Raw genomic sequence first — 13,548 nt, forward strand, 5'->3', positions numbered from 1 at the left:
GCGGGCTACGGCCTCCGGTACCCGTCGAGCATCCGGCGCATCCCGAGGGCGTGGCCGCCACTGCGGATGACGAGGAGCCGGTAGACCCACCCGGCGGCGCCGGGAAAGACGGCCCGGGTCTCGGCGCGCAGCCGGCAGCGCCCGTCCGTCAGCTCCTGGATCCGGAACACGAGGCTGTACGTGGAGAACCGGTGCCGGCCCTCCAGGGCCAGCTCCCGCCCGGGCAGCACCCGGACGACCCGGAACCCGGGATACTCCGAACCCTCGGCAAGCGGCCGGACCCCGGCATGCCCACGGGGCACCCCGCGCACGCGCCGCACGTACCAGGCGCCGAAGGATCCGGAGAGCGCCCGCTCGACCCCGAGAAGAAGCCGCGGCCACAACACCTCACCCCGCACGCCGACGACGACGGAGTGCTCGTCAACGAACGGCAGTGGTTCCACACCGCGAAACTACCGACTCCCCGACCCCCCCAACAAGGCCCGCACTCCCCGCCCCGCGCATGGTCGCTCTCCGAACCGCCCCGATCACCTAGCGCTATGCTCGCGGACACCGCCGCAGCCGCGCGGCGGACCGAGACAGGGGCATCCGCATGGCCATCATCGTCACCTTCGACCTCCCGGGCGCCGGACCGGAGCTCTACGACACGGTCATCGAGCGCGTGACCGCCGGACAGGGCTTCACACGGTTCGCGGACCTGCCCAACCCCGGCCTCGTCTCCCACGCGGCGGGCCCGGTCGACGGAGGATTCCGCGTGACCGAGGTCTGGGAGAGCGCGGAAGCCCTGGAAACCCACGCGAAGACCTTCGGCCCCATCCTCGCCGCCCTTGGCCACGCCGACCTCCAGCCCACGATCATCCCGGCCCACAACGTGGTCGTGCGATAGGCCCGGAGCCGCCAGAGGCCACACCTGACCTGTCCCGCCCGGCCCTGTTCCTGACCACTGCCGTTGGCGCCGGGCGTGGATGTCAAAGGGCACTTATCGAAATCGGTAGGTGCCCTCTCTTGTGCCCCGGCAAGGGGTGAACCCCCGGCATCCGGTGAGAAGTGGGATCGCATCCGTGCCGAGCGGTTCCAGGCCGTGCGGGAGGAGCAGGTGCCCCGACTCCCGCGACGGCCCACCACGAGAGGACACCTTTTCGCCACCAAGGCGTCACTTCCCGTCATGATTCCCCGGTCTTCCGCGGAAGGGTGGCGTCCGCCACAGACATCTTCCAGGAGTACGCATCGAATTGGCCCGGCGAATAGCACAAACCCTGGGGGGTAGAACTTATGACGCGCATCATGCGCTTACGTTCCGTGCTTGTACTGGGACTGGCGGCAACCGCGCTCGTCGGCGCCGTCACCTCGGCCAGCGCCCAGGGCGCTCAGCCCGGCAGCAGAGACGCCCACGTCGTGAATTCGAGCGATCCGGGGCTCATTGAGCTCTACTCCACTCCGGAGCCCGGCCAGATAGGGCCGATGAACTGGGATGGAGCCATCGGCGGCTGGGGGCCGGGAAGCTTCGAGTCCCGCCACTGGGCCGACAACGACTACACGGAGATCCAGTTCATCGGGTGCACGATGTTCGGGGCAACCGGCAAGTCCGCCGGCGTGAAGCTCTGGCAGTCAATTCCCCTCAGCTTCGACAAGGACATGGGGATGCAGACTTACTACAACTGCTTCACCGGTCCGGATGCCAGCACGCGAGCTTATTGGAGCGCCTACTACGCCAACGGCGACCAGCGGTACTTCACCATCCCGCAGCTCAACGGTCCCGAGTACACCAGGGCGACGGTCCCAGTGAAGAGGGTCTACGTCGACACGGCACTGGCCGACTGACGAGCGACCGGTGTCGACCGACGACTCCGTCTGAACTGCACACACGGCCGGGAGGGCTGTCCGCCTTCCCGGCCCGTCCCTCATGCGAGATCGGTGCCCCGTTGAAGTTCCGAGCCCTCCTGCGCTCCTCCTCCGCCCTCTGGACCGCCCCGGTCTGGTGCGGCATCGTCGCCTTCTACTTCTTTTACGCTCTGCATCTCCATGACTCGTACGAGGAGGTCATCGCCGGGCCGCTCTGGGTCGCCCAGCAGGTGGCCATCGCCCTGGAGTACTTCTACGCCTTCGCGTACGCCATCACCCTCGGCCTCGCGACCTGGGAAGGCGGGCGGCTGAAACAGGACCGGGTGTGGGATCTCGCTCCCAGTAGGGCCCGATGGCGCGTGGCCGTACAGGCGCTCGCGCCCACCGTCGGGGCGGGCTGGGCGATCCTGCTGCTGCCCGTCGCCATGCGACTGATCGAGACCCGGCTCCTGCCCACGCCGACCGCCCTGCTCCCCCTTGCCATGGGAATGGGCATCGTGTGCGCGTACGCCGTAGTGGGCTGCGTCCTCGGGCACATCGCCCCGCGCGTGATTGCCGCACCGGTCGGCGCCGTTGCCACGTTCTACATGATCAGCAAGACGTCCGCGTACAGCGATCCCCTCTGGCCCCGCCACGTCTCGGGACAGCTCAACACGAGTGTCGCCTTCGGTGAGCACTACTCTGCTCCCACCGTCCTCCTCCCGCTCCTCGTCGCCGCTTCCGTGGCCGCCGCCGTCGCCGCCTGGTGGAGCCGCGGCCCCCGCCGCCTGCCGCTACGGATCCTCGCGACCGCCGTGGGTCTCGCGACCCTTGTCCTGAGCGCGCGGACGGCCTCGGGCTGGGGCGTCGTCGACGGTCCGGTCAGCGCGGGGCACGCGCCCGCCCGCTGCGTCGGGACCGCGCCCCGGGTCTGCATGGCCGAGACGGGCGGCGCGGTCGAGCGGCTCGACGACGTTCGGGCCGAGGTCACCGGCTCCCTGGAGAAGCTCCGAGCTGCGGGTGTCGACCTCACCGTGCCGTCCACTGTCACCGACGGTCTGCTGTACGAGCGTTCCCGCACCCGCCCCCGCTCGACCACCTCCACCTGGTGGCTGCCGCTGACCGCCCAGGCGGAGGCGGTCGGGCCCGACGGCGGTATGGCGGGCGTCCGCTACGCCGTCCTGCTCAGCTCCGTCACCTTCCCCTGCTCCTTCCCCGCCACGGTCACTTCCGACGCCCCCACCGCCTGGATCATCAACCGCGACGCCGTGATGCTATGGGCCGCGTACACCGTCGACGCCCAGACCCCCTACCTTCGCTGGCGCACTGGCGAATACGCACAGTTCGCGAACGGCCCCGAGGTCCTGGCAAAGGTGCGGGAGCGCGCCGGGAAGGGCCGCGCGCTGCCCACCGCCGCACAACGCACGGCCTGGTTCGAGCAGGAGAAAGCAAAGGCATGCCGTCAGATGCCGAAGCAGCCGGCCGGCGGCCACGCCGCTACCGGCTCTCAGGGGGCGGACTCGTGATCTGGTGGTGCAAGGGACGCCGCCTCACAGCGGTCGTTCTGCCCGGTCTGCTCGCGTTCACGCTGCTCGCCGCCGTCGCCCACGGCGAGTCCGTGGCCCTGCCCGGCCTGCTGACCTCCGGCGGAAACCTCCTCTTCCTCATGCACCTCACGCCGCTGATCGTGACGGGAATTCTCGCGCACAGTCTCGCCCAACGGCTGCCCGAGGCCGAGGACCTGTCCGTGCGCCCGGTTCAGCGGTACGACGTGGCCCTTGCCCTGGGCACGGTCGCCGTGGCGGTGTCGGCCGCAGGGATCATCGGCGCGCTCGCGGGCTCTCCGGCGGCGTACGAGGCCGCCCGGAACACGCTGTTCCTGACCGGCCTCATGCTGCTCGCGGGCGCCGTGCACCCACAGGCCGCGACCGTGGCCCCCGTCGCCTGGGTCTTCGTCGCCGCCTTCGTCGGCTACCGCGACTTCCACCGCCCCTGGCCCTGGGCTGTCACCCTTCACCCCGCCGGCTACGTACCCACGTTCCTCTTCTGCCTGGCGGTCTTCCTCTGCGGCCTGGTGGCACTCCGCCACACCTGTCGCCGCCCCACCTCATGAAAGGCCCGTCAGCCCCGTGTCCATCGAACTTGACGCCGTCTCCTACGCGTACGGGCGCCGCTCTCGCAGCATTCTCTCCGGGCTCAGCTACACCGTCCCCGACGGTTTCACGATTCCTCTCGGTCCCAACGGAGCCGGAAAGACGACCACGTTGAAGCTGGCCGCCGGGGTGAACCAGCCGAGTCAGGGCTCGGTACGGTTCGGGCGTCTGTCCTCCGACTCGAAGACGTACCGCATGAAGGTGGCCTGGATGCCGCAGACCGTCACCGCCATGACCGGCCTCACAGCGCGCGAGCAGGTCGCCTACACGGGATGGCTGAAGGGGATGAGCCGTCGTGCCGCCTGGGACGCCTCCACAGGGGCGCTGGAACAGGTCCGGATGACGGATCACGCCGACATGAAGACGAAGCGGCTCTCCGGCGGTCAACTGCGCCGCGTCGGTGTCGCCTCCGCCCTGGTCCACGGGGCCGAGGTCCTGCTCCTCGACGAGCCCACGGCTGGTATGGACCCGACACAGCGCCGCGTCTTCCGAGACCTCGTCATCGGGCTCGCCTCCCGGGAGGTACGAGTCCTCCTCTCGACGCACGACGTGGCCGACCTGGCCGAAGAGGCCGACCACGTCACCGCCCTCACCCGGGGCACGATCACCTTCTCCGGCTCCACCGGCGCCTTCCTCGCACATGCGCCCGCCCACGTCCCGGAGGCCCGCCGGGCCGAAGCGGCGTACACGGCCCTGACGGGAGACGGGGCGACTGGTTAGCCCGGTCGTACCTGAGCGTCGCCGTTGATGTCATATGTGGAATGTCAGAAGGGCCTCACTTCCGGAGAATCCGGAAGTGAGGCCCTTCTGAACTGGTGCCCCCGGCAGGATTCGAACCTGCGACACCCGCTTTAGGAGTTCGGTTGTGGGGTCCTGGCCGGGTGAGGGGCGCCGCTGACGGCTGCTGCGGAAAGCCGGGTACGACCGCCCACATCCGCCGTCGTTGATGTCAGCCGTGGATGTCAGACCGGCCTGACATCCTGCGCCCGTGAGAATGACATGGGCCGACTTCTGGGCACTGATAGCCACCCTGAACGGCGAAGCGACTGAAGAGAGCTGCCAGCGCCTCGCTGAGGAGCTGAGCCGCCGTCCCGTCTCCGACATCGTCGGCTTCGCGGAACGGCATGCCGAGGCGCTCTACCGCCTGGATCAGGAGAAGTTCGGCACTCTGCCGGTGGTCGACCTGACGGCCCGGTTCGGCAGTCCGTTCCCGCAGTCGTCCGACGTGTTCCTGTACGCGCGCTGCGCTGTGGTGGCCGCAGGTCAGGCCGTGTGGGGGAGCGTCTTCTTCGACGCCGACAAGTTCGCGCCGTACACCTCAAGCGAGTGTGACGGCGAGTGGCTGTTGTACGTGCCGGACAAGGCGTACGAGCTGGCCACCGGCGAGGAGTGGGACCGCTCCACCCGGTACTGCTTCGAAAGCTACTCCAACCGGCACGGTTGGCCAGACCTGCGGGACTGAGTCGAGCTACCGCTTGATCGGGATCTCGTAGACGATCTCGCAGTGGGCTGCGGGCACGATGATGTCGGCAGTCTCGACGGGACGGCCCTCGTCGCTGTAGTACGTCCGCCGAATGTGCGTGACGAGTGCGGCCTTCTGGATCCCGAGGAGTGACGCCTCTTCGGCGGAGGCCTGCCGCGGTTCGGGCTGCTCGATGGCATGGCTGACCGTGACGCCGATCTCGGCCATCCGGTTCACGACGCCGGCCCCCGCGTGCGGTCCGCCCTCGGGAAGGACGACGAGGGTCCCGCCGGTGAGGTCGTACGGCTCCCAGCTCGTGGACAGCTGCACGGGCCGCCCGTCGGCAAGGAACTCGTACACGGTCCGGACGCACAGCTCGCCCTCACCGATCCCGAGCCGCGCAGCGATCTCCGCCGGCGCGGCCACCTTCGCGTCGGTCCGGCTCTCCCAGCCGCCGTTTCGCCCTACGGCCTTCATGTCGGCCCGGAACGGCGACCCGTCAGGCTGCTCGCGCGCAGCGGACCGCACCATCCGCACCCGCTGCCGAGGCTCAGCGACGTAGGTCCCGGACCCGGCCCGCCCCTCCAGCACGCCCTGGGAGATCAACAGCTCCTGGGCGCGGCGGACGACGTTCTCGCCCACGCCGCACTCCTGGCCGATCTGGACCCGAGAGGGCAGCCGGTCTCCAGGAGTCCACTCGTGCTCCGCGATCCGCTGCCGGAGTACGTCGGCGATGCGGAGATAGGGCGGCTGCTCAGGCATATGGAAAATCTAGTCCACTAGCTCTAATCTAGTTAACTAGCTTCACTGAAAGTGATTGCCGGTGACGGAGGCTGTCCTGTGCCTGCTCCAGAAGTAAGCGCGGGGACCCTCGCCGCCCGGCTATCTGCCCTCGGGCTCACCACACGCGTGGAGGAGCACACCAGTCACACATCGATCGAAGCGGAGGTACCGGAATCCCTCCCCGTCGAGACATGGCGGGAGGTCCTGGAAGTCGTGTCGAAGGCGGACCGGTTCGGTCTCCTCGCCACCAGCCTGGGCGGCCGAACCCTCTGGGCCGCCGTGAACAAAGAGGTCCCCGCGAAGGGCGATGTCCGGGGACCTGGCCATCAGCGATAGGAGCTGATCAGCATGTTCAACCGTATCCGCCGCGTCATCGCGCGCACCAGAGAGCGGTACTCCCAACCGCCCCGGCACCGCGACGCGTTACAGCCCATCCGCCTGACACGCATCCACCCCAACCCGTCCGAGGCAGTGACGCTGCTCCTTCGACAGCTCCAAGACCGAACGGACTTCCTCCCGGGCGAGGAGACGGCCCTCGTCCGCCCGTACGTCCTGGCCAGCGAGCAGCGCACACGGCAGCGCTCTGCGCCCGTCCCGCACCACCTCATCGCCCGCACGTGCTTCACGCCGGAGGAGGTCCACGGATGACGCGCATCCCCGCGGCGGCCACGCCCTACCGATCCAGCTCATGCCGCATCGGCACCCACCACGAGTGCGCGCACTCCTCCCCGACGACGGCACCGATCGACATCCCCGTCATCTACGAGGCGTGCGTCTGCCCCTGTCACTCCCCGACCACGTCACCGAAGGCGGCCTCGTGAACGGCTTCCCCTCCGGCGGCGCGCTCGCCTCGCCGGTCGAGATCACCACGGCCACCGTGCAGCGCGGCGACGTCATCCAAATCGGCGGCCAAGCGTGCCGAGTAGCCGACCTCCGCCAACTCCCTGGCGGCGCGAAGCGTCTCCTCTTCGAGTCGGGCGAACTCCTGACCATGCACACCCGCACGCGCCTGATCGCCGTACGTGTGCTCAGAAGGTGGTGAGCGCCCCCATGCCGTCCCTCCGCCACACCATCGCCGACGACCTCCGGACGCAGATCACCACCGGCCACCTGTCGGCCGGCGCCCGTCTCCCCTCGGAACCGATGCTCGCCGCCCAGTACAAGGTGAGCACCCCAACCCTGCGCAACGCCCTCGCGCTTCTCCAAGCGGAGGGCCTGATCGAGAAGATCCACGGCAAGGGCAACTTCGTCCGCCACCCGCTGCGCAGACTCACGTACACGGGAGGCCGCCTCACCCCGGACCCAGACCTCCACGTCACGATCCGCACGACCAACCTCCGAGCCCGCGGAGACTTAATCCCGCTGCTCGGAGTCCCCTCGCGCACCCCGCTAACGGAGTTCCTCTGCCTCACTCACCAGGGGAAGTCGCCGCACAGTCTGGCCCGCATCTACGTCCCGCAAGACCTGGCACCCGCCCAGCGGCCTTGGCATCGGTCCGGCGTAGAGGAATCCCGAGACCAGATCAGCGCGCGCCACCCAACTCCCGAGGAAGCGACAACCCTCCGCATCAGCTCGACGCTGGCCGTCCTCGCGATCACGCGCGTGTCGACTGACACCACCGGACGCGTGGTCGAGGCTGCCCGCTTGGTCCTCCCCAGCGACCGCGCCGAAGCGCTCTTCGTCACGCACTACACAACCAAGGCGAAAGGACAGGAAGGATGACGCTTCACAACAGGCTCCGCCTCCTGCCGTGGACGGGCCCCGACGGCAAGCCCTGCTATCTGAGCACCGACGACGAAGACAGCCACTTGTCCCGCCTGGCTGACAGCACCGAAGCACTCCAACTCGACTTGGCGGCTCAGCTCCTGGATTACGTGGCTGACGTACTCGGCAGCGATGAGCTTGGCCTGCAAGAGCTGAGCGCGCTGGCAGCGGACCTCACGGAAGCCTTGCGGGGCACGCTCCGTGTAGCGGAAAGCCGCGGGCACCGCCTGTTGACTCCGGTCCCGGAGGCCCGCGCCAACGTCACCAAAGGCCCCACGCTGTCGGCGGCGGCCTTCGGCTGACGAGCGATGCCCCCCGCAACAATGAGGAGCCCCGGGGCCAGTCCGGGGCTCCTCTGCACACGGCTCCGGAGAGGGGGTCCAGCCACCGACGTCGGCCCAGGTGAGGGGCTGTCAAAGGACCAGAGGTCCCTGGCTGGTCCACAGCCTGGTGCGGTGCCCCGCTCATTTACGCACGTGGCTGACCATGGTCAACCTTGACAACCGAGACATTGACGACTGCAGTGTCACCTGTAGCGGTGGTTCGCAGGCATCCTGTATCTGTTTTCTACGGTTTGTCGGCATGGGCGCGAGGCGCCTTGCCCGGGGTTACAGCCTAGTCGGTTGCGGAGCTGCGCGCCGTCGAGCTGATTGCGACGGCGCGCAGTCGGCCGTCAGGTTTCGTCAGACTCGTCCGCGCTGTCCGTGCTCCCCGTGTGCGCCTCTTCTGCGGCCTCGGCGATTGCCGCGTACATCTTCAACCGCCCGCTGATCTTGTCGAGACGGATACCTAGGTCCTCCGCGTGAACCTGAGGCCATCCCTGTTCTCTGACGAACGCGCGGCTATGTCCGCGAACGCTCTCGGCTGCGACGAGTGCGCTCTCCAGTGAAGCTACGAGGTTCGCGAAGTGAGCTTTGGCCCCTTCGAATTCGCTCTCTGGCGTCGTGACGTCCCCTTCAATCGGAGGGGAAGAGACTGCCTCACCGACGGCGGTGAACGTGGTTCGGAGCCACGTGTCGTCGGCTTCGAGAGGCTTGTTGTTCAGGTTGAATTGTGGCGTTCCGATCTCATCTACCCTCTGTGGTTTCCTGTTTTGGCGTCCGTCGATGATTGCCCTGTGAAGGGTCCTAAGTCCGTGAGGATTCTCCGTCATTCGTTGGAGCACGGATGACGGAGTGCGATAGTCGACGGTGCGTCCTCGCGCCTCTCGGACCAAAGTTCCGTGCACTGCCAGGTAGTAGCCCCCACGGACCCCCAGCTCGACGCCTGCCCCTTCGGAGGAGCCTCCCTCTTTCAGGCTGCGAAGAGCTGATTCCAGCATCTTGTCCGGATCGTTGTCCCCACTGACGTGCCAGCCTGACGCCTGAAGTGGCGTCCATTTCAGCATGCGTTGCAGTGTGCTGCGGGTTCCGCTCACCCGATCTGCGGCATCTGCGTCAGCGTTAGCAGCGCGCCAGGGGCGCAGGATCATCTCCGTGACCACCTTGGCTTTAAAGTCGACCGTGACTTTGCTTTTGGCCGTGATCCTCAAGACGCCTTTACGGAAGAGGGCGTGCTCTTCGGCATTGAGGAATGCGGCTACGATCTCCGCGACCCGAGTGTCAGGCCACGGGTCGAGGACGTTCGAGCGGACTTCATCCGGCGTCAGGTCTGCGGCGAACCACTCCGCACGAGTGCGGGTGAGTCGGCCTGCCCTCAGGAACTCCTCAATGACCGGATCCGCCAGAGCGTCGTTCTCACTTGCGGCTCCCCAGGGCTTCGGAGGCTCGACGTGGGTGATGCCTACGATGAACTTCACCGCCTGGTCGTACTGCAGTTGGGAGCTTTCGTCCGGGATGAACCGCAGTACGAGGGTCGCCGGAGCCACGAGCGCACGGGCGCGTTTCACGTCGTCAGGCGTGACCTCTTCCCGCGGACGCTCACCCGTGCCAAGGACCTGGCTCAGTAGCTGCCGATACTTCCGATCGTCACCCGGTAGGCCATACAGAACGTCGCTCGCGCCGAGTGCATGAATGCGGTGACTTGCCGAAATTCGGCTGCTCCCGTCCGCGCCGGCTAGTGCCCATACCGACGATTCATCCTCCGAGTCGTGGTCGATTCTGACAACCGTGAGCAGCAGCTCCCTCAGGATGCCGTGCTGCCCGATAGTCTCAGTGAGGTCGTTGTGTCGAGCAAGGAAGCTATTCGACTTGTCCATGGCGCTGACAACATGCGCACGCGATTGGGCTTGGAGAACAAGTTCCCCTGTTTCCCCCGGCGCCGCTTCTAGGCCACGCAAGGGGGGGAAGTGTCCTGGTGACAGTGTTCCCGAGAGGGGATAGACCCTGTATCCCGCTTCCCGGTTGTTGCCTGGGAAGTGACAGACTGCAGGCGCCCACACCTGGGTAGTGATCGTGTGGAGAATGCCTCCGGGTACCCGCATGATGTCGGGATTCTGGAGGCGTTTGCGAGCCTCTTCAGGTCGTGCGATTGCTCGTGCGACGGCTGTGGCAGCACCCTCACTGAACCCATAGCCCACGAGTGTGCTTGCGAGCTTACGTACCGCCGCCGTCCGCGGAAGGGCAGGTAGCCCGTCAGGCAACGATGGAAGATCTTCTTCCACGGGGTCAATCTCATCAACACGCGCCTCACTCGTCTCAGGGGCGGTGGTGCTGATCTCAACCGCACTGGCCAGTGGCAAGGCGGGAGAATGCGGGGTGGCTTCAGCAGAGGGTGTCGAATTCGGCTCGGAGCCGTCGGGCCCTGGCTGAGAGGCGTGGTCTTCCACGGGGGTCCTTCCGATCTGCGTGGAACGAACTGCGGCGGCGCCGGGTTCGTTGAGGCGATCGGGGCCCTCCGTGGGACATGCCACGTCGGACAAAGGAAGGACCCTTCTGCCTCACCTGGAGACGAAGGGCCGCTAGGCGACCAACTGTCCCCGCTGCGGCATCCCGGTGATTCCGGTGTTGCCGAGCGGCCGCACTCGGTGCCGGTCGTCTGTCGGGTCCCCGTCGATGCGACGGTGCGACCACTGCCAACACATGGGACGAGTGCCATATGTCGCGACGTGCCGGGAACAAGTACGTCCAATGGCATTAGCCTGCCGGAGACTTCAGGCGGTTGGGGGACTTTCTCCATTCTCAAGTCTCAGGTCGGCGGGCTCTGATATATGGGGCCCTTGCTGCCGGCGGACGCTTGGTTCGGACCATCCCGCTGGGCGGGATGTCGTCCTGCGAGGTCCGTCACAGTGGGTGCATGGCCGTCACGCCGGGTTAGAGGCATGATGGTTGACGCCTTACACCGCTAGGTCAGCATGGGGTGTGACGCTCGGGTGCGGGATGTCCTGACGTTCCATCGACAGTCAGGGAAGGGAAGACTCTGCTGCAAGTTTTGGTCGGTCGGCCCTCGCCGGGAGCCCACGGGCTTGCCGCTGGTTGCAGCACACTTCGCTTGACACGTGGCCGAGTGCGGATGCGGCATCACCGGGACAAGGCGCTGACGATGTCTTCGATTCGTTCGGCCGCATCATCGACCTCTTCATGTTCCCAGACGCGGACGACGGCCCAACCCGCTTCCTTGAGAGCTATGTTGGTTGTAGCGTCTCGCTCTCGGTTGGCTTGGATTTTCTCCTGCCATTTCTGGCCCTGCTTCTTGGCCGGCCGATAGTGTTGAGGGCAGCCGTGCCAAAAGCAACCGTCAACAAAGACAGCCACCTTCGCCTTCGGGAAAACGACGTCAGCGGTTCGACGCAGATTCGGCAACGGACGGATGCCTACGCGATACCGCAAACCCCTGCGATGGAGCGCCGATCGCAACAATAGCTCTGGCTTGGTGTCCTTGCCCTTGTTCGCCGTCATGACCGCCCGGACGGACATCGAGCTGGCGGAGGAGTTCTCGGGAAGCGGTTCGTCGACGACCATTCCGGCCTCGCGTGCCTCGCTCCAGGCGGCAGCGAGATTGGCTGCGCGGGTGGGTCCATCGACGTCGCAGACGTAGCGCTCCTCGGTGTTGCCACTGACCGACCACCGTAGATATGCCCGGATACGTCGAGTGCGTCGATAAAGTCGGAGCAGGATTGATGCCCGCGCGTATCGGCCTTCCCCGAGCGGCACTGCACGGCGATAGCGTCCACCTGCCGCTTTGTCCTGCTCTGCTGTCCGTTTGTCCCGAGACAGTCCCGGCCGCGGTTTGTACGCATTCTCCGGCGGCAGTCGATCGTTCCACCCCCGTTGTTTCACGACCGCCGCCGGGGTCACGGCTTCCCGCCGGACTGCTGCAAGGCACCGACGGAACGGAGCGCGTTGCCCACAGCGTTCGCGAAGGTCGCGCCGAGCTTCACGGGCACGGCGTTGCCGAGCTGCCGCATCTTTTCCCCACGTGGGCCAGCAAGCTGCCACTCATCGGGAAAAGTCATGACGCGGGCGGTCTCACGCACGGTCATGTAGCGATATCCCGTGCCGTTGAACGTAGGGTCATCCATCTGCATGACCGACTCGCCACCAGGGACACCATGCACCCCTGCCTTGACGGTTTTGGCCGGCCGATCAAGAAGGTTCGGAGTATGCCCGGTGTAGACGCGGGCCCCGGGCCAGCCGAAATGATCAGAGACTTCGCCCACTTGAAGCTTGTTCTCAACGGCGTCGACCTCGATGAACTGCAAGGGGCGTCCCTCGAACTCGTCAATGCCCTGGATGGCGTCGCGCAATGTGCGCCAAGGCTGGAGTTCCAACTTCTTCTTGGTCTTGTGGTCGTCGTAGTCGAGTTTCGGTAGATTCGCGATGGTGCGAGCCTTGGCGTCGTCGTCGACGTAGTCGTGCCGGTTCCAGTACTCCCCACCCTCACGCATGGAGTGGATCAGCGCCTCGTCGGAATGAGTCTGCTTGGGTTCGAATCCGTTCCAGGTTTCTTCGTCGACGCCGAGGTCGGCACGGAAGGCGACGATGATCACGCGCTGTCGGATCTGAGGGACCCCGAAGTCCGCCGCGTTCACTGGGATGTGCTTGACGAAGTAGCGCTCCGAGGGCGGCACTTCGTCGTTGGCGAGTTTCTTCTTCAGGATGTCGTTGTGATCCTCCCACGATGCGCCAGCCTTGCGCTTCTCGAAGGGAAGGCGCAGTTCGTTGAGGATGTACTCGAAGTAGGGCTCGAAGGAGGGACGCAAGAGACCGCGAACGTTCTCACAGATGACCGCCTTTGGCTTCATCTCGCGAATGGCGCGAAACATCTGAGGGAACATGTTCCGCTCGTCTTCCATGCCCTTGTGCGCGCCGCCGAGACTGAACGGCTGGCAAGGCGGACCCCCAGCCAGGATGTCAACCTTTCCGTTGAGAGCCTTGAAGTCGTCGACGAGATCGCGGACATCGCCAGGCTTGACTGGCCACTTTCCGCCCTCTGGAGTGGGGTTGGTCTGAAGCGTCTCGATCGCCCGCTTGGCGTACTCATTCACGAGCAGTGGACGGAAGCCGGCGGCGTGTACGCCCATGGCGAGACCCCCACCGCCAGCGAACAGCTCGACGCAGGTGCCTACCTGGGGATGCTTGATTCGCAGCTCAGACATGAGGGAACTATACCGCGGAGCTAGCGATC

General features: G+C 66.5%; 17 protein-coding genes. 12 read left to right on the forward strand and 5 right to left on the reverse strand.

All coding sequences use genetic code 11. From position 1 onward, the window contains the following. Window positions 1-5: 5 nt before the first annotated feature. On the reverse strand, window positions 6-443 hold the full coding sequence (locus ACRRSS_RS02410) for a hypothetical protein (protein WP_435969560.1): 438 nt from the start codon (window positions 441-443) through the stop codon (window positions 6-8). Window positions 444-592: 149 nt separating this feature from the next. On the opposite strand from ACRRSS_RS02410, the gene ACRRSS_RS02415 reads away from it, so the two are divergent. The 6 genes from ACRRSS_RS02415 (at window position 593) to ACRRSS_RS02440 (ending at window position 5,436) form a co-directional block, all read left to right on the forward strand. Next, window positions 593-886: a hypothetical protein gene (locus ACRRSS_RS02415; protein ID WP_435969561.1), complete on the forward strand. Its 294-nt coding sequence runs from the start codon at window positions 593-595 to the stop codon at window positions 884-886. Between the two features lie 386 nt (window positions 887-1,272). Continuing rightward, a complete protein-coding gene (locus ACRRSS_RS02420) occupies window positions 1,273-1,821 on the forward strand; it encodes a hypothetical protein (protein WP_435969562.1) in 549 nt (182 codons plus the stop codon). 101 nt (window positions 1,822-1,922) lie between these two features. Then, window positions 1,923-3,347: a hypothetical protein gene (locus tag ACRRSS_RS02425; RefSeq protein ID WP_435969563.1), complete on the forward strand. Its 1,425-nt coding sequence runs from the start codon at window positions 1,923-1,925 to the stop codon at window positions 3,345-3,347. Beyond that, entirely contained in the window at window positions 3,344-3,934 is a 591-nt protein-coding gene (locus ACRRSS_RS02430) for a hypothetical protein (RefSeq protein ID WP_435969564.1), read from the forward strand. Before ACRRSS_RS02425 ends, ACRRSS_RS02430 begins: the two co-directional genes overlap by 4 nt. 16 nt (window positions 3,935-3,950) lie before the next feature. Next, window positions 3,951-4,694 carry an ABC transporter ATP-binding protein gene (locus tag ACRRSS_RS02435; RefSeq protein WP_435969565.1) on the forward strand — a complete coding sequence of 248 codons (744 nt, stop codon included), beginning with the start codon at window positions 3,951-3,953 and terminating at the stop codon, window positions 4,692-4,694. Between the two features lie 274 nt (window positions 4,695-4,968). Beyond that, complete coding sequence (locus tag ACRRSS_RS02440) at window positions 4,969-5,436, forward strand: DUF4240 domain-containing protein (RefSeq protein ID WP_435975228.1); 468 nt, start codon at window positions 4,969-4,971, stop codon at window positions 5,434-5,436. A gap of 6 nt (window positions 5,437-5,442) precedes the next feature. Here ACRRSS_RS02440 and ACRRSS_RS02445 read toward each other — a convergent pair whose 3' ends face one another. Continuing rightward, complete coding sequence (locus ACRRSS_RS02445) at window positions 5,443-6,198, reverse strand: GntR family transcriptional regulator (protein WP_435969566.1); 756 nt, start codon at window positions 6,196-6,198, stop codon at window positions 5,443-5,445. 78 nt (window positions 6,199-6,276) lie between these two features. Here ACRRSS_RS02445 and ACRRSS_RS02450 point away from each other — a divergent pair, with 78 nt between their 5' ends. The 6 genes from ACRRSS_RS02450 to ACRRSS_RS02475 are packed head-to-tail and all read left to right on the forward strand — an operon-like array spanning window position 6,277 to window position 8,285. Beyond that, window positions 6,277-6,555 carry a hypothetical protein gene (locus ACRRSS_RS02450; protein WP_435969567.1) on the forward strand — a complete coding sequence of 93 codons (279 nt, stop codon included), beginning with the start codon at window positions 6,277-6,279 and terminating at the stop codon, window positions 6,553-6,555. Window positions 6,556-6,567: 12 nt separating this feature from the next. Further along, window positions 6,568-6,867 (forward strand): hypothetical protein, encoded by a 300-nt coding sequence (locus tag ACRRSS_RS02455; protein ID WP_435969568.1) that lies wholly within the window; start codon window positions 6,568-6,570, stop codon window positions 6,865-6,867. Then, window positions 6,864-7,040, forward strand: a complete 177-nt coding sequence (locus ACRRSS_RS02460; RefSeq protein WP_435969569.1) for a hypothetical protein — start codon at window positions 6,864-6,866, stop codon at window positions 7,038-7,040. The genes ACRRSS_RS02455 and ACRRSS_RS02460 overlap by 4 nt, the downstream gene beginning before the upstream one ends. Beyond that, window positions 7,037-7,261 carry a hypothetical protein gene (locus ACRRSS_RS02465; RefSeq protein ID WP_435969570.1) on the forward strand — a complete coding sequence of 75 codons (225 nt, stop codon included), beginning with the start codon at window positions 7,037-7,039 and terminating at the stop codon, window positions 7,259-7,261. The genes ACRRSS_RS02460 and ACRRSS_RS02465 overlap by 4 nt, the downstream gene beginning before the upstream one ends. Window positions 7,262-7,269: 8 nt before the next feature. Then, on the forward strand, window positions 7,270-7,941 hold the full coding sequence (locus tag ACRRSS_RS02470; RefSeq protein ID WP_435969571.1) for a GntR family transcriptional regulator: 672 nt from the start codon (window positions 7,270-7,272) through the stop codon (window positions 7,939-7,941). Beyond that, on the forward strand, window positions 7,938-8,285 hold the full coding sequence (locus ACRRSS_RS02475; protein WP_435969572.1) for a hypothetical protein: 348 nt from the start codon (window positions 7,938-7,940) through the stop codon (window positions 8,283-8,285). Before ACRRSS_RS02470 ends, ACRRSS_RS02475 begins: the two co-directional genes overlap by 4 nt. A gap of 371 nt (window positions 8,286-8,656) precedes the next feature. On the opposite strand, the gene ACRRSS_RS02480 is transcribed toward ACRRSS_RS02475, so the two are convergent. The 3 genes from ACRRSS_RS02480 to ACRRSS_RS02490 all read right to left on the reverse strand — a co-directional run bounded on the left by ACRRSS_RS02480 (window position 8,657) and on the right by ACRRSS_RS02490 (window position 13,519). Beyond that, the gene (locus tag ACRRSS_RS02480; protein WP_435969573.1) at window positions 8,657-10,180 is read right to left on the reverse strand and encodes a hypothetical protein; all 1,524 of its coding nucleotides are present in this window, start codon (window positions 10,178-10,180) and stop codon (window positions 8,657-8,659) included. A gap of 1,261 nt (window positions 10,181-11,441) precedes the next feature. Continuing rightward, window positions 11,442-12,074 carry a very short patch repair endonuclease gene (locus tag ACRRSS_RS02485; protein ID WP_435969574.1) on the reverse strand — a complete coding sequence of 211 codons (633 nt, stop codon included), beginning with the start codon at window positions 12,072-12,074 and terminating at the stop codon, window positions 11,442-11,444. A gap of 140 nt (window positions 12,075-12,214) precedes the next feature. Continuing rightward, the gene (locus ACRRSS_RS02490; RefSeq protein ID WP_435969575.1) at window positions 12,215-13,519 is read right to left on the reverse strand and encodes a DNA cytosine methyltransferase; all 1,305 of its coding nucleotides are present in this window, start codon (window positions 13,517-13,519) and stop codon (window positions 12,215-12,217) included. Window positions 13,520-13,548 lie beyond the last annotated feature (29 nt).

The organism is Streptomyces sp. Qhu_M48 (genome assembly GCF_051305195.1).
Taxonomy (GTDB): domain Bacteria; phylum Actinomycetota; class Actinomycetes; order Streptomycetales; family Streptomycetaceae; genus Streptomyces.

Excerpts from the sequence above, each read along its gene's own strand:
- ACRRSS_RS02455 (WP_435969568.1), top strand. The coding sequence starts at position 6,568 with ATGTTCAACCGTATCCGCCGCGTCATCGCGCGCACCAGAGAGCGGTAC.
- ACRRSS_RS02470 (WP_435969571.1), top strand. The coding sequence starts at position 7,270 with ATGCCGTCCCTCCGCCACACCATCGCCGACGACCTCCGGACGCAGATC.
- ACRRSS_RS02460 (WP_435969569.1), top strand. The coding sequence starts at position 6,864 with ATGACGCGCATCCCCGCGGCGGCCACGCCCTACCGATCCAGCTCATGC.
- ACRRSS_RS02490 (WP_435969575.1), bottom strand. The coding sequence starts at position 13,519 with ATGTCTGAGCTGCGAATCAAGCATCCCCAGGTAGGCACCTGCGTCGAG.
- ACRRSS_RS02445 (WP_435969566.1), bottom strand. The coding sequence starts at position 6,198 with ATGCCTGAGCAGCCGCCCTATCTCCGCATCGCCGACGTACTCCGGCAG.
- ACRRSS_RS02480 (WP_435969573.1), bottom strand. The coding sequence starts at position 10,180 with ATGGACAAGTCGAATAGCTTCCTTGCTCGACACAACGACCTCACTGAG.
- ACRRSS_RS02475 (WP_435969572.1), top strand. The coding sequence starts at position 7,938 with ATGACGCTTCACAACAGGCTCCGCCTCCTGCCGTGGACGGGCCCCGAC.
- ACRRSS_RS02420 (WP_435969562.1), top strand. The coding sequence starts at position 1,273 with ATGACGCGCATCATGCGCTTACGTTCCGTGCTTGTACTGGGACTGGCG.
- ACRRSS_RS02415 (WP_435969561.1), top strand. The coding sequence starts at position 593 with ATGGCCATCATCGTCACCTTCGACCTCCCGGGCGCCGGACCGGAGCTC.
- ACRRSS_RS02440 (WP_435975228.1), top strand. The coding sequence starts at position 4,969 with ATGACATGGGCCGACTTCTGGGCACTGATAGCCACCCTGAACGGCGAA.